The sequence below is a fragment of the Staphylococcus cohnii subsp. cohnii genome (assembly GCF_002902365.1).
Taxonomy (GTDB): domain Bacteria; phylum Bacillota; class Bacilli; order Staphylococcales; family Staphylococcaceae; genus Staphylococcus; species Staphylococcus cohnii.
Genome location: NZ_PPQC01000010.1, coordinates 1 through 15,202 on the forward strand (window position 1 = coordinate 1; position 15,202 = coordinate 15,202).

General features: G+C 33.0%; 18 protein-coding genes. All 18 read left to right on the plus strand.

The genetic code is table 11. From position 1 onward, the window contains the following. Nucleotides 1–517: 517 nt before the first annotated feature. The 18 genes from CD032_RS01875 (at nt 518) to spoVG (ending at nt 14,787) form a co-directional block, all read left to right on the plus strand. Nucleotides 518–1,861, plus strand: a complete 1,344-nt coding sequence (locus tag CD032_RS01875; RefSeq protein ID WP_071560441.1) for an Orn/Lys/Arg family decarboxylase — start codon at nt 518–520, stop codon at nt 1,859–1,861. Nucleotide 1,862: 1 nt separating this feature from the next. Further along, the gene (gene tmk, locus CD032_RS01880) at nt 1,863–2,480 is read left to right on the plus strand and encodes a dTMP kinase (protein WP_040030576.1); all 618 of its coding nucleotides are present in this window, start codon (nt 1,863–1,865) and stop codon (nt 2,478–2,480) included. Between the two features lie 26 nt (nt 2,481–2,506). After that, nucleotides 2,507–2,836 carry a cyclic di-AMP receptor DarA gene (gene darA, locus CD032_RS01885; protein ID WP_019467733.1) on the plus strand — a complete coding sequence of 110 codons (330 nt, stop codon included), beginning with the start codon at nt 2,507–2,509 and terminating at the stop codon, nt 2,834–2,836. Nucleotides 2,837–2,961: 125 nt separating this feature from the next. Continuing rightward, nucleotides 2,962–3,888, plus strand: a complete 927-nt coding sequence (locus tag CD032_RS01890) for a DNA polymerase III delta subunit-related protein (protein WP_019467732.1) — start codon at nt 2,962–2,964, stop codon at nt 3,886–3,888. Between the two features lie 2 nt (nt 3,889–3,890). Beyond that, nucleotides 3,891–4,694: a PSP1 domain-containing protein gene (locus CD032_RS01895; protein WP_019467731.1), complete on the plus strand. Its 804-nt coding sequence runs from the start codon at nt 3,891–3,893 to the stop codon at nt 4,692–4,694. Between the two features lie 15 nt (nt 4,695–4,709). Continuing rightward, complete coding sequence (gene yabA, locus CD032_RS01900) at nt 4,710–5,051, plus strand: DNA replication initiation control protein YabA (RefSeq protein ID WP_040030575.1); 342 nt, start codon at nt 4,710–4,712, stop codon at nt 5,049–5,051. A 110-nt stretch (nt 5,052–5,161) separates the two neighbouring features. Continuing rightward, nucleotides 5,162–5,887: a tRNA1(Val) (adenine(37)-N6)-methyltransferase gene (locus tag CD032_RS01905; RefSeq protein WP_019467729.1), complete on the plus strand. Its 726-nt coding sequence runs from the start codon at nt 5,162–5,164 to the stop codon at nt 5,885–5,887. Next, nucleotides 5,880–6,128 (plus strand): GIY-YIG nuclease family protein, encoded by a 249-nt coding sequence (locus tag CD032_RS01910; RefSeq protein WP_019467728.1) that lies wholly within the window; start codon nt 5,880–5,882, stop codon nt 6,126–6,128. The genes CD032_RS01905 and CD032_RS01910 overlap by 8 nt, the downstream gene beginning before the upstream one ends. A gap of 5 nt (nt 6,129–6,133) precedes the next feature. Further along, nucleotides 6,134–6,967 carry a 16S rRNA (cytidine(1402)-2'-O)-methyltransferase gene (gene rsmI, locus CD032_RS01915; RefSeq protein WP_019467727.1) on the plus strand — a complete coding sequence of 278 codons (834 nt, stop codon included), beginning with the start codon at nt 6,134–6,136 and terminating at the stop codon, nt 6,965–6,967. Nucleotides 6,968–7,269: 302 nt separating this feature from the next. Beyond that, the gene (gene metG, locus CD032_RS01920; RefSeq protein WP_103211133.1) at nt 7,270–9,243 is read left to right on the plus strand and encodes a methionine--tRNA ligase; all 1,974 of its coding nucleotides are present in this window, start codon (nt 7,270–7,272) and stop codon (nt 9,241–9,243) included. Between the two features lie 25 nt (nt 9,244–9,268). Beyond that, complete coding sequence (locus tag CD032_RS01925) at nt 9,269–10,042, plus strand: TatD family hydrolase (RefSeq protein ID WP_019467725.1); 774 nt, start codon at nt 9,269–9,271, stop codon at nt 10,040–10,042. A 132-nt stretch (nt 10,043–10,174) separates the two neighbouring features. Next, on the plus strand, nt 10,175–10,726 hold the full coding sequence (rnmV, locus tag CD032_RS01930; protein ID WP_019467724.1) for a ribonuclease M5: 552 nt from the start codon (nt 10,175–10,177) through the stop codon (nt 10,724–10,726). 6 nt (nt 10,727–10,732) lie between these two features. Beyond that, nucleotides 10,733–11,617: a 16S rRNA (adenine(1518)-N(6)/adenine(1519)-N(6))-dimethyltransferase RsmA gene (gene rsmA / locus CD032_RS01935; protein WP_162496144.1), complete on the plus strand. Its 885-nt coding sequence runs from the start codon at nt 10,733–10,735 to the stop codon at nt 11,615–11,617. Nucleotides 11,618–11,715: 98 nt separating this feature from the next. Then, the gene (gene veg, locus CD032_RS01940) at nt 11,716–11,979 is read left to right on the plus strand and encodes a biofilm formation stimulator Veg (RefSeq protein WP_019467722.1); all 264 of its coding nucleotides are present in this window, start codon (nt 11,716–11,718) and stop codon (nt 11,977–11,979) included. A 345-nt stretch (nt 11,980–12,324) separates the two neighbouring features. Then, on the plus strand, nt 12,325–13,173 hold the full coding sequence (ispE, locus tag CD032_RS01945; protein ID WP_019467721.1) for a 4-(cytidine 5'-diphospho)-2-C-methyl-D-erythritol kinase: 849 nt from the start codon (nt 12,325–12,327) through the stop codon (nt 13,171–13,173). Nucleotides 13,174–13,191: 18 nt separating this feature from the next. After that, complete coding sequence (gene purR / locus CD032_RS01950) at nt 13,192–14,016, plus strand: pur operon repressor (RefSeq protein WP_019467720.1); 825 nt, start codon at nt 13,192–13,194, stop codon at nt 14,014–14,016. Between the two features lie 17 nt (nt 14,017–14,033). Continuing rightward, nucleotides 14,034–14,408 carry a RidA family protein gene (locus CD032_RS01955; protein ID WP_019467719.1) on the plus strand — a complete coding sequence of 125 codons (375 nt, stop codon included), beginning with the start codon at nt 14,034–14,036 and terminating at the stop codon, nt 14,406–14,408. Between the two features lie 70 nt (nt 14,409–14,478). Continuing rightward, entirely contained in the window at nt 14,479–14,787 is a 309-nt protein-coding gene (gene spoVG, locus CD032_RS01960; protein WP_019467718.1) for a septation regulator SpoVG, read from the plus strand. The last annotated feature ends 415 nt before the right edge of the window (nt 14,788–15,202 follow it).

The following is a 15,202-nucleotide window of genomic DNA, read 5'->3' on the forward strand; positions in this document are numbered from 1 at the left end:
GGTAAGTGAGTGAGGAAAGCGAGAAACTGAGGAAAGATGCGAGCGCTTGTCTAAAGTCAGGAAAGGTCCTTAGGGCCGAAGGTAGCTGACTTACGTTTCGCAAGAGTAGGTGAAGAGGAATACATGAGCTAAAGCTCATGTATAAGTCACACTATTCCAATAACATATAAAATTATAAGATATATAAGTCTCAAACGTAAAAATTAAAATTAAGAAGTGTGACTTTACAGGCAAGTAAATAGGATGCGATGAGCCGAGACCGAGAGGTCTCTTTTTTTTGCATTAAAAGAATTTTAACTGCATGAGTTCATGTATAAATACTCTTAATTTAAAAAATGATCATGATACTTTGACAGTATGGTCTTCAAGTGCACTCATTTTTTTATGTTATTATGTTAAAATGTAAAAGATTAAAACGTTATACTGTTTTATAAGTAGATGTGTATTTTACTATATAATAGTAGGAATGTGATGAAACAAGAAATATAGAAATAGAAATTGAAAAGTGAGGATAAGTATGAGTGAATCATTGTTACATAAACTGAAAGGATTATTAGCTGAAAAACCTATTTCATTACATGTACCTGGACATAAAAATATGACTATCGGATACTTAAACCAATTGAATTTCAAAATGGATGTGACAGAAATTACAGGACTTGATGACTTACATTCTCCTGAATCTGTAATAGCTGAAAGTATGCAAAGGGTTACCAAACATCCTGATTATGATGCTTATTATTTAGTAAATGGTACTACTTCAGGAATATTATCTGTAATTCAGGCATTTTCCTCAAAAAAAGGGGATTATGCGATAGTACGGAATGCACATAAATCTGTATTTCATGCATTAGATTTAATAAAGGCAAAAGCACAATTATTAAAAATGGATGTTAGTGATGTTACGAATCAATATTTAGGACCTAACAAAACGTCATTATATGATCAAGTTAAAGATAGTAAGCTAGCAGTATTTACTTATCCTAATTATTATGGTGAATGTTTTGATATTAAAACTGTTATGGAATGTTTAAAATCATTGAAAATACCAACGCTAATCGATGAAGCACATGGTGCACATCTAGGTTTAGAACATTTCCCTGAGACAACATTAAACTTGGGGGCAGATTATGTTGTGCAATCATACCATAAAACATTGCCGTCACTAACGATGAGTTCAGTGATATTTATTCATAAAAATGCACCTTATAGAGAAGAGGTCATAAAATATTTATCTTATTTTCAATCTTCTAGTCCATCATATCTATTAATGAGTAGCTTAGAACTCGCGCAAAAATTTTATGAAGACTATAATAGTGAATGTTTTTTTCAAAAAAGAGAACAACTGATTCAACAATTAAAAAGCAAAGAGTTTGAAGTGATTGAGGTCGATGATCCACTGAAAATAAATATAAGATATAAGGGTTATAATGGCTATGAATTGCAATCATACTTTGAAACACAGCATATTTATGTTGAGTTGGCTGATGACCTTCAAGTATTAATGGTCTTGCCGTTATGGCACGAAGATGATCAATACCCATTTGATGAACTATTATCAAGGATTGAAGACATCCAATTAGTAGAGAGACAGTGGGATATAAATACTAGCATACCGTATAGAACTGAAAGTAGTGTGTACTATGGTGGCGAAATACAGCAGGTACGAAAAATAGACATAAAGTATGCTAAAAATAAAATATTAGCTAATCACATTGTGCCATATCCTCCTGGTATTCCGTTAATGTTTAAGGGAGAAAAGATAACAGAAGATATGGTAAAATTAATGGATTATTGGTGTGAACATCATCAGAGCGTTGAAGGAATTAAAAATTTAAAAATAGAAATTAAGGATGAATAAGATGTCGGCTTTTATAACTTTTGAAGGACCAGAAGGTTCTGGAAAAACAACTGTGATACAACAAGTTGCAGAAAAACTAAAATATGAATATAATATCATACTTACGAGAGAGCCAGGAGGCGTAAAGACAGGAGAGCAGATAAGAGAAGTATTACTCGAGGGAGAAGACATGGATGATCGGACTGAAGCATTATTATTTGCTGCATCAAGACGCGAACATCTTGTAGGCAAAGTTATCCCAGCATTAAATAATGGTAATGTTGTTTTATGTGATCGCTATATTGATAGTTCATTAGCATATCAAGGGTATGCAAGGGGTATAGGTATAGAAGAAGTTAAATCTATTAATGAATTTGCGATTAATGGATTATATCCAGATTTAACAATCTATCTAGATGTTAGTGTTGAAGTTGGTAGAGAGAGAATACTCAAAAATCAAAGAAATCAAAATCGTTTAGATCAAGAAGATGTAAAATTTCACGAAAAAGTAGTTGAAGGTTATAAAAAGATTATTCATAATGAGTCTGAACGCTTTATTGTAATTAATGCGGATCAAAGTATAGATAAAGTAGTGAAAACAACGTATGAATCTATCACCAATTATTTAGAAAAATTATGATATAATATTCAAAAGAGGTGTTTAGTATGAAAATGATTATAGCAATCGTACAAGACCAGGATAGTCAGGAACTTTCGGACAAACTTGTTAAACATAATTTTAGAGCGACAAAACTTGCAACAACAGGTGGATTTTTAAGAGCAGGCAACACAACGTTCTTATCAGGTGTAGAAGATGATCGTGTCGATGAAATGTTACAGGTTATTAATGACACTTGTGGTAATAGAGAACAACTTGTATCGCCGATTACCCCAATGGGTGGAAGTGCTGATTCATATATACCTTATCCAGTTGAAGTGGAAGTTGGCGGCGCAACGGTATTTGTTATGCCAGTAGAAGCGTTCCATCAATTCTAAAAATGTGGTTGCTGTATATGGTAACTTTTCGAATTACATGTTGCTAAGTGATTAGCTAATATTAAATGTAATTTGTTAAGGCACTGTGTATTAGCAGCCTTTTTATATAAAGGAGCAACATTATCATGGATGAACTAGAAAGACTGACAAAAGCATATCAATCTAATAAACTATCGCATGCATATTTATTTGAAGGTGACGATGGACAGACAATGCAACAAGTTGCTATCGATTTTTCTAAAATGATTTTATGTGGTGAAGAAAATCAATGTCAGTTAAAAGTAGAAACATTTAATCATCCAGATTTTATGTATGTGTCTTCTGAAGAAACGACTATAAAAAAAGATCAAATAGAGCAATTAGTACATCATATGAATCAATTGCCTATTGAAGGAAATTATAAAGTATATATTATAGAATCCTTTGAAAAGTTAACGATTCAAGGTGAAAATAGTATATTAAAATTTCTAGAAGAGCCTCCAGATAATACAATTGCCATTTTATTAACTACGAAACCTGAGCAAATTTTAGACACAATTCACTCGAGATGCCAGCATGTTTATTTTAAACCAATTAATAAATTAAATTTTATAGATAGATTAGTCGAGCAAGAAATCACGCGACCTGTTGCGGAATTGTTAAGCGCTTATACAACACAGATAGAGACTGCTGTTGCGTTAAACGAAGACTCAGACTTAATGGCACTGCGAAAGAGTATCATTAAATGGTGTCAGTTAATATTGAAAAATCGTTCGATGGCATTAATAGCAATTGTTGATTTATTAAAACAAGCTAAAAACAGACGCTTACAGTTATTAACATTGGCGGCAGTTAACAGTTTCTTTGAAGATATTATGCATGCTAAAGTAGGATTAGAAGATGCAATGATATTCCGAGATTTACAGGTAGAAATCAAACAATACGCACAAAATTTAACATATAATCAGATTGTTTTAATGTTTGATCAGATAACTGAAGCACATAAAAAATTAAATCAGAATGTAAATCCAACATTAGTATTTGAACAAATCGTTATAAAAGGGGTGAAATAATTATGCAAAACGTAGTAGGTATACACTTTCAACACTCAGGTAAAATGGAGTATTACTCACCGCAAAATTTTGACTTAAGTTTAGGCGAGTGGGTTGTTGTTGAATCAAAACGAGGATTAGAAGTTGGACGAGTGAAGTATGAACCTTTAAATGTAGCTGATGAAGATGTGGCATTACCTTTAAAACAGATTGTTCGTAAAGCTACAGAAAAAGATATAGTACAATACGCACAAAATGAACATGATGCAAAAGATGCTTTGAATTTGTGCAAAGATATTATTCAACAACAGCATTTGGATATGCGTTTAGTAAATTGTGAATTTACTTTGGATAAATCGAAAGTTATTTTTAATTTTACATCAGATGAACGTGTAGATTTTAGAAAGTTAGTGAAGGTATTAGCTCAAAAATTAAGAACAAGAATAGAATTAAGACAAATTGGTGTTAGAGATGAAGCAAAATTATTGGGAGGCATTGGACCTTGTGGTCGTTCGTTATGTTGTTCGACTTTTTTAGGTGACTTCGAACCAGTTTCGATAAAAATGGCTAAAGATCAGAATTTATCTTTAAATCCTTCAAAGATTTCTGGTGCTTGTGGTCGGCTTATGTGCTGTTTAAAATATGAAAATGACTATTATGAAGAAGCAAGAGCTCAGTTACCAGATGTTGGGGATGTCATTGAAACACCAGAAGGTAATGGTAGAGTTGTGGGTTTAAATATATTAGATATATCTATGCAGGTTAAAATAGAGGGTCTTGAACAACCATTAGAATATAAAATGGAAGAATTAGAAACATTAAATTAGGAGGCCGTGACAACATTGAATCGAAGCGACATATTTGAAAATCTAGCTCATTTAGAGGAAAACATTAATCAAATTAATCGTGACATGTTAAATTTAAAAAATCTTACAGTAGCATTAATTGAAGAAAATGTCTCATTACAAATAGAGAATGAGAATTTAAAAACATTAATAGATAAAGAAGAAAAAACTAAAAAAATAGAAAATGATAAAAAAGATCAACCTAAACGCCCATTACGTAGCAAAGATAATTTAGCGATGCTATACAAAGAAGGCTTTCATATATGCAATGGAGAGCTATTTGGCAAACATAGAAAAGGCGACGACTGTTTGTTTTGTCTCGAAGTATTAAGTGAGTAGTATAAATATCATTTATAAAAACAGAAAAATATGGAGTTGAGGATGAGAAAAGCGATAGGCTTCATTAGCGAAGCATCGTAAACTCATCCTCTTTTTTGGAGGTTACAAAAATGTTAATGGAAAATGAGAGGTATGATTTTTTACTAAGAGAGAAGTTAGAAATTATACAAAATGAGGAAGTTTTTTCTTTTTCAACGGATGCTTTGTTACTCGCACATTTTACAAAAGTAAAGAAAAAAGACGTCATTATGGATCTGTGTTCCGGTAATGGTGTTATTCCTTTATTACTATCCCATAAAGGAAATCAATTTATTGAAGGTATCGAAATACAAGAACAATTAGTGAACATGGCTAAAAGAAGTATTGCTCACAATCATCTGAATAAAAGAATTCATATGTATCATATGGATTTGAAGCAAGCACATCATATGTTTAAACCGTCACAGTATAGTCTTGTTACATGTAATCCTCCGTATTTTAAAGTGAATCAACAATTTCAGCATCAAAAAGATGCGCATAAAATTGCGAGACATGAGATAATGTGTACATTGGATGATTGTTGTTTTGAGGCGCGGCATTTATTGAAAGAAGGCGGTAGGTTTTTAATTGTCCATCGTGCTGACCGTCTTATGGATGTCTTAAGTAGTATGAGACATTATCGAATAGAACCTAAGAAGCTTTATTTTATTTATAGTAAACCTGGTAAAGTAGCCCAAACAATTGTAGTTGAAGGTAGGAAAGGTGGAAATCAAGGGTTAGACATCCAGCAACCATTCTATATATATAATGAAGATGGAACATACTCAAAAGAAATGAGAGAAGTCTATTATGGATAAACATTTTATTTATATCGTTAGATGTAAAGATGGAAGTTTATATACTGGTTATGCAAAAGATATAGAACAAAGAGTAGCAAAGCATAACAGCGGTCAAGGCGCTAAATATACTAAAATAAGACGACCAGTAGAGTTAGTTTATCAAGAAGTGTTTGATACCAAATCAGAAGCTATGAAGCGAGAATATGAAATCAAAACATTTTCTAGACAGGAAAAATTACAGCTGATAAGTGAGGGGTAAGAAGAATGGCGACATTGTATTTAGTAGGTACACCGATTGGAAATTTAGCTGATATTACATATAGAGCAGTTGATATTTTACGAACCGTAGACTTGATCGCATGTGAAGATACACGTGTGACAAAAAAGCTTTGTGCGCATTATGATATACACGCACCGTTGAAATCATATCATGACCATAATAAAACACAGCAAACGGAATACCTCATTCAGCAATTACAGGAAGGGGTTAATATTGCGTTAGTGTCAGATGCTGGGCTACCTTTGATAAGTGATCCTGGATACGAACTTGTAGTAGCTGCTAGAAATAATAGAATCAGAGTTGAGACAGTACCTGGACCTAATGCTGGTTTAACCGCATTGATGGCAAGTGGATTACCCTCATTTACATACACGTTTCTTGGGTTTTTACCAAGGAAAGAAAAGGCGAAATATGATTTGTTAGAACAACGCATGTTTCAAGATAGTACTTTGATTATTTATGAATCACCGCACCGTGTTAAAGATACATTAAAGACCATTTATAAAATAGATGCGCAAAGAAATGTATCAATAGGTAGGGAATTGACAAAAAAATTCGAGGAAATTATCACGGATAAAGTTGAGAATTTACTAATGAAACTAGATGAAGGAGAAATACTTACAAAAGGCGAATTTGTCATCATCATCGAGGGGGACATTGCAGCAGAAGATACGTCTTGGTTTGAAAATATGTCTATACATGAACACGTTGGACATTATATTAACAAGAATATGAAACCTAAAGCAGCGATTAAACAAGTTGCAGAAGACAGGCAAATGAAGACAAGTGAAGTATATGATGTATATCACAATGTATAAAACACAAGATGACAAAATGCAATGCTAAAAAGAAAATTAAATAATAATTTTTTGAAATTTTATCAATAAAACCAAGCGAAAAATTCCCATAACAAGCTTGATTTATGGTAATGTAGATAAGATAGAGATTATTTATCATGTTGTAAAATGAGTGGAAATTGCTAAGGGATAAATACTTAATTTTATGCTAAATCAAACGTATTAAAATGATTAATAAATATAAATTGAACACTTATCTGCTTCATTGAAAATAAAAATAAATTTAGATATATTTGAAGTGAAAGAAACGAGGAGGAACATTGATGGCGAAAGAAACATTTTATATCACTACACCTATATATTATCCGAGTGGGAATTTACATATCGGTCATGCATATACAACTACAGCTGGTGATGTCATCGCACGTTATAAAAGAATGCAAGGCTATGATGTTCGATATTTAACAGGAACGGATGAACATGGTCAAAAAATACAGGAAAAAGCGCAAAAATCAGGGAAATCAGAATTAGATTATTTAGACGAAATGATTTCAGGCATCAAAGCGCTGTGGAAAAAGTTAGAGATATCCAATGATGACTTTATTCGTACAACTGAAGCGCGTCATAAAGAAGTTGTACAACAAATATTTGAACGCTTATTGGCACAAGGTGACATATATCTAGGTGAATACGAAGGCTGGTATTCTGTACCGGATGAAACGTATTATACGGAAACACAACTTGTTGATCCTGTATATGAGAACGGTGCAATTGTCGGAGGTAAAAGTCCTGATTCTGGACACGAAGTAGAATTGGTAAAAGAAGAAAGCTATTTCTTTAATTTATCAAAATATACTGACCGTTTATTAGAATTTTATGATGAAAATCCTGATTTTATTCAGCCACCGTCTCGAAAAAATGAAATGATTAATAATTTCATCAAACCAGGATTAGAAGATTTAGCAGTATCTCGTACATCATTCGATTGGGGTATTCATGTTGAATCGAATCCAAAGCATGTTGTTTATGTGTGGATTGATGCACTAGTTAACTATATCTCATCACTTGGTTATTTATCAGATGATGATAGCTTGTTCAAAAAATATTGGCCTGCAGATATCCATATTATGGCTAAGGAAATAGTTAGATTCCATTCTATTATCTGGCCGATTTTATTGATGGCTTTAGATATTCCTTTACCTAAAAAAGTCTTTGCACATGGTTGGATTTTAATGAAAGATGGCAAAATGAGTAAATCAAAAGGGAACGTAGTAGATCCTAACGTATTGATTGATCGTTATGGCTTAGATGCAACACGTTATTATTTAATGCGTGAGTTACCATTTGGTTCTGATGGTGTATTTACTCCAGAAGGGTTTGTAGAACGTACAAATTATGATTTAGCTAATGACTTAGGTAACCTAGTTAACCGTACAATTTCAATGGTTAATAAATATTTTAATGGCGAACTACCAGCTTATGAAGGACCTAAACACGAATTAGATGAAGAAATGGAACAATTGGCACTTGATACAGTAAAAACGTTCCATGAAAATATGGATAATTTACAATTCTCAGTGGCACTTTCAACAATATGGAAATTTATAAGTAGAACGAATAAATATATCGATGAAACAACACCTTGGATTTTAGCAAAAGATGAGAACCAGAAAGAAATGCTTGGCAATGTTATGGCTCATTTAGTAGAGAATATCCGTATCATTGCAGTGCTATTAAGACCGTTCTTAACAAATGCGCCAAAACAAATTTTTGAACAGTTAAATATCAATTCACCTGAATTATATGAATTTAACAGTATAGAACAGTATGGTGCGTTAACAGAGCCAATTATGGTAAGTAGTAAACCACAGCCTATCTTCCCACGCTTAGAAAGTGATGATGAAATAGAATATATCAAGCAATCTATGCAACCAGATAAGGTGGAAGAAGCGCAAGAAGAAGTACCTAGTAAAGCGCAAATTGATATCAAGGATTTTGATAAGGTAGAAATCAAAGCGGCCACGATTATTGATGCTGAGAATGTAAAAAAATCTGACAAATTATTAAAAATCCAAGTTGATTTAGATAATGAACAACGTCAAATCGTTTCAGGCATTGCTAAGTTCTATCAACCAGAAGATATTATCGGAAAAAAAGTTGCGGTAGTTACCAATTTGAAGCCGGCTAAATTAATGGGTCGAAAATCAGAAGGTATGATTTTATCTGCTGAAAAAGATGGTGTACTTACACTGGTAAGCCTTCCGAATGCAATTCCAAATGGTGCAGTAATTAAGTAATCATAGATAAAGGGAGCGATTTAATATGCTAATCGATACACATGTTCATTTAAATGCAGAACAATATGATGAAGATTTAGAAGCGGTTATTGAGCGTGCAAGAGATAATGGCGTAGATCGTATGTTTGTAGTAGGCTTTGATACACCGACTGTTGAACGTACAATGGAATTAATTGATCAATACGACTTTATATACGGTATTATTGGATGGCACCCTGTAGATGCTATTGATTGCACAGAAGAAAGATTGGCATGGATAGAAAAGTTGGCAGCACACCCTAAAGTTATTGGAATTGGTGAAACTGGCTTAGATTATCACTGGGATAAATCTCCAAAAGATGTCCAACAATCTCTGTTCAGAAAACAAATCGCACTAGCTAAGCGCGTTAATCTACCAATCATTATTCATAATAGAGAGGCAACTCAAGACTGTGTAGATATTTTGAAAGAAGAGCATGCAGAAGAAATTGGCGGTATTATGCATAGCTTTAGTGCATCACCTGAGATTGCAGAGGATGTCATTAATAAATTAAATTTCTATGTGTCTTTAGGAGGACCTGTTACATTTAAAAATGCGAAGCAGCCTAAAGAAGTTGCTAAACATGTCCCATTTGATAGATTATTAGTTGAAACAGATGCACCGTTCCTATCTCCGCATCCATACAGAGGAAAGCGAAATGAACCAGCACGTGTAACTTTGGTAGCTGAACAAATTGCTGAGTTACGGGAAGTTAGCTATGAGGAAGTTTGCCGTCAAACAACTGAAAATGCTGAACGGTTATTTAAATTAAAAGCATAAAGATATTATTTTAAAGGTATCGGTCTGAAATATGGCTTAGTTGGTATATGAATACTAAGAGTAACCATAATTTGAGCCGATATCTTTTTATTTTTTCTTAAATGAAGTAAAAAATGAAAGGTGTCACAATAAATGAAGATAAATGAATTTATTGTAGTAGAAGGTAGAGATGATACAGAGCGGGTGAAAAGCGCTGTTGATTGCGACACAATTGAAACAAATGGAAGTGCAATTGATGAAAAAACGTTAAATGTGATTGCACAAGCGTATGAAACAAGGGGTGTCATTGTTTTAACAGACCCTGATTTCCCAGGTGATAAAATTCGTAATACAATAAAAAAGTATATTCCAGGGGTTAAACATGCTTATATTGATCGAGAAAAAGCCAAGAGTAAACGTGGTAAAATAGGTGTCGAACATGCGAAAATCGAAGATATCAAAGAAGCTTTGATTCATGTGAGTACGCCATTTGAAGAGGGATATGAAAGCATCAATAAGGATGTTTTGATTGATCTTGGATTAATTATAGGTAAAGATGCACGCAGAAAAAGGGAAATTTTAGGAAGAAAACTTCATATCGGTCATTCAAACGGGAAGCAACTACTTAACAAGTTAAATGCTTTTGGTTATACAGAAGAAGACGTTAGAAATGCCCTGAAAGATAATAAAGGAAGTGAAGAATAATTGGATATGAAAGATATAGCCACACCGTCGCGAACAAAATCACTTTTAAATCATTATGGTTTTAGCTTCAAAAAAAGTTTAGGTCAAAATTTTTTAATTGATGTCAACATCATCCATAATATTATAGATGCGAGTAATATAGATGAGCGTACGGGTGTTATTGAAGTGGGCCCAGGTATGGGATCACTGACAGAACAATTAGCTAAAAGTGCAAAAAAAGTAATCGCTTTTGAAATTGATCAACGCTTAATACCTGTACTGAATGAAACCATGGCACCATATAAAAATGTTACGGTAATCAATGAAGATATATTGAAAGCGGATATTGCACATTATGTGACACACGAACTAGCAGATTGTGATCAAATTTTAGTTGTTGCTAATTTACCATATTATATAACGACACCTATTTTATTAAACTTAATGCAACAAAAATTACTGATTGATGGTTATGTGGTAATGATGCAAAAAGAAGTTGGTGAACGATTAAATGCTGAAGTAGGAACAAAAGCTTATGGATCCTTATCTATAGTTGCACAGTTTTATACCGAAACTAGCAAAGTGTTGACTGTACCTAAGACAGTATTCTTACCACCTCCAAACGTAGATTCAATCGTAGTGAAGTTAATGAAACGTGAGCAACCACTTGTCGATGTAGACGATGAAGATAAATTTTTCAAATTGTCTAAAGCTGCATTCGGGCAAAGAAGAAAAACAATCAACAATAATTATCAAAGTTTGTTTGTTGACGGAAAAGCAAATAAAGAGATAATTGTAAATTGGTTAGAAGCTAGTGGCATTAACCCTAAAAGACGTGGGGAAACGCTTTCTATAAAAGAATTTGCAAATTTATATAATGAATTGAAAAATTTCCCAGAATTGGAATTTTAAATGATTGACAACTGCGTACGACCTTGCTAAAATTGATGTTTATTTGACAAAATCGCGCTAAATGTGTTATTATACAATTTGTAGCGAGGTGGAGCAATATGCCAAAATCTATTGGAGACATCAAAAATTCACTTGATTGTCAATTAGGAAACCGTATTGTACTGAAAGCGAATGGTGGTCGTAAAAAAACAATTGAGCGTAGCGGTGTTTTAAAAGAAACTTACCCATCCGTTTTTATTGTTGAACTAGACCAAGATATTCATAATTTTGAGCGTGTATCATATACATACACTGACGTTTTAACAGAAAACGTACAAGTTTCTTTTGAAGATGATAATCATCAAGAAGCAATTGCACACTAAATAGCAGTAATATAAATTGAAAATTTGGTTCAAGCAACCATTTTTTATTTAAGACATTAATATGAGATTGATTGGAAAAGGTATGTTGGTGAATAGTCATCAATATACCTTTTTCTTTTGAAATATTTTAGAATTCATTAGAATTAAAGAGATAAAGTTTTATTACGTCAAAATATTATTGTAAAATAAGGAATTAAATGGTTGAATGTTACGTTAAGCTGTTTAAAGTGATAAGCAAAGTAAATTGGGTAATAAACTTATAATTTTTCAAAAAAAGAATAACGCAAGTATAACAATATGTTAAAATCATTTTATTACCATATCGAATTGAAAGAGGGTGGGAATATGATTTATGAAACTGCGCCAGCAAAAATAAATTTAACGTTGGACACACTCTTCAAACGAGATGATGGTTTTCATGAAGTTGAAATGATTATGACAACGATTGATCTTAATGATCGTTTATCTTTTGAACTGCGCAAAGATAAAAAAATAGTTGTGGACGTAGAGCAAAGTTATGTTCCCTCCGATAATAAAAATTTAGCTTACAAAGCTGCAGAGTTAATGAAAGAAACTTATAATTTAAAGCAAGGTGTTACGATTACAATAGATAAAGATATACCAGTTTCAGCTGGCCTTGCAGGTGGATCGACAGACGCTGCTGCAACATTAAGAGGAATGAATCGACTATATAAGCTAAATAGACCTTTAGAAGAATTGTGTGAGTTAGGCATACAAATAGGAACCGATATTCCTTTTTGTATATATGGGAGAACCGCTTTTTGTAGAGGAAAAGGAGAATTGATTGGATTTATGAACAAACCGCCTTCTGCATGGGTGATTGTTGCTAAGCCAGATTTAGGCATTTCCTCCCCTGATATTTTTAAAAGGTTAGATTTAACTCAAGTACATGAGGTTTATACTGAAACTTGTAAAGAAGCATTGGATACGGGGAATTATGAATTATTATGTAATAGTCTTTCAAACAGATTGGAACCCATCTCTGGAGAAATGTATTCAGATATTTATAAAATCAAAGAAAATATGCTTAAAAATGGAGCAGATGGTGCTGTAATGAGTGGGAGTGGTCCAACCGTTTATGGATTAACACAAAAAGAACGTCAAGCCAGGCATGTGTATAATGCGGTCAATGGCTGTTGTAACGAAGTCTATATTGCAAGATTATTAGGTTAGTGAGAAGGGATGAATAAAATGCGCTATAAAAGAAGTGAACGTATTGTATATATGACACAATACTTGATGAACAACCCCAATAAATTAATACCTTTAACATTTTTTGTACAGAAATTTAAACAAGCAAAATCATCCATTAGTGAAGATGTACAAATCATCAAATCTACTTTTCAAAAAGAAAAACTGGGCACGGTGATAACGACTGCTGGAGCAAGTGGTGGAGTTACTTATAAACCACAGATGAGTAAAGTAGAAGCAAGTGAAGTCGTAGATGAAGTCATCGAACTTCTACAAGAAAAGGACAGACTTTTACCAGGTGGTTATTTATTCTTATCAGATTTAATGGGAAATCCTACTTTATTGAATAAGGTTGGAAAATTAATTGCAACGCTTTATATGGATCAAGAGTTGGATGCGATTGTAACTATCGCTACAAAAGGTATCTCACTAGCAAATGCAGTAGCGAATGTTTTGAATTTACCAGTAGTAGTGATAAGGAAAGATAATAAAGTAACCGAAGGCTCTACGGTTTCTATCAATTATGTGTCAGGGTCCACTAGAAAGATAGAAACGATGGTATTATCTAAGCGTACATTACCAGAAAACTCTAATGTTCTCGTTGTGGATGATTTTATGCGTGCAGGTGGTTCTATTAACGGTGTGATGAATTTAATGAATGAGTTTAAGGCACATGTTAAAGGGGTATCCGTATTAGTAGAATCAAAAGAAGTTAAGCAAAGATTAATTGAAGATTATACTTCCTTAGTTAGATTGTCTGATGTAGATGAGTACAATCAGGAATTTAAAGTGGAAAAAGGCAACAGTTTAACTAAATTTACTTAAAGGAGCGGATCAACATCATGAAAGTAGTCAACACTTCAAAAGCACCAGAGGCATTGGGTCCATACTCACATGCAACAGTCATTAATGGACTTGTGTTCACATCAGGACAAATCCCATTAAATTTAGATGGCGAAATTGTCAGTGATGATGTAAAAGCACAAACGAAGCAAGTCTTAGAAAATGTAAAAGTTGTATTAAATGAAGCTGGATCAAATATAGATTCAGTAATTAAAGCAACAATATTCATTGCTGATATGAATGAATTTCAAAATATAAATGAAGTTTATGGTGAATATTTTGCGGAACATCAACCGGCAAGAAGTTGTGTTGAAGTCGCAAGATTGCCTAAAGATGTAAAAGTTGAAATTGAAGTCATCGCAGAAGTGAAGTAATTTAAAGGATTTATAATTTTTGATGAAATTGTTAAGCTTCTAACAAAGAGATACTAGGGGGGCTCACTACATGAAAGTGACAGATGTAAGACTTAGAAAAATACAAACAGATGGAAGAATGAAAGCTTTAGTTTCAATAACTCTAGATGAATCATTTGTGGTGCATGATTTAAGAGTGATTGAAGGCAACTCAGGTCTATTCGTCGCAATGCCAAGTAAAAGAACACCAGATGGTGAATTTCGTGATATCGCGCATCCAATTAATTCAGAAATGAGACAAGAAATTCAAGATGCGGTTATGAAAGTTTATGACGAAACGGATGAAGTTATCCCTGATAAAAATGCTCAATCATCAGAAGAAACAAATGATGAAGCTTAATATATAAGACGAATCAAATTAAAAAAGGGTTTGGGATATGAATCTCAATCTCAAAATAAAAAAGACTAATCCTTTAATGGATTAGTCTTTTTTGTATTAAAAAACATGCGATTTTAACGTGCGTGCTTGCCTGGGGATATGACTCGAGCCTGTAGTCTCTCACTCATATCATTTCCCTGGGCGTCCGCACGTAGTAAAATCGCTAGAATTAAAGTGGTTATGTATAAAGAGAAAAATACTTTCACATTAGTAAATACGTATTAATAAATTTTAAAAGTAATTGTCTTATAAAATTTATAATATGGTTTCATCTACGATTCTTAGTAAAATCATCATTTTTACTTTCACTAAATATTACAAATATATGAACTGCACCCTGTCAAGTAGACAGTGAAAAAAACAAAATGTTTATGGC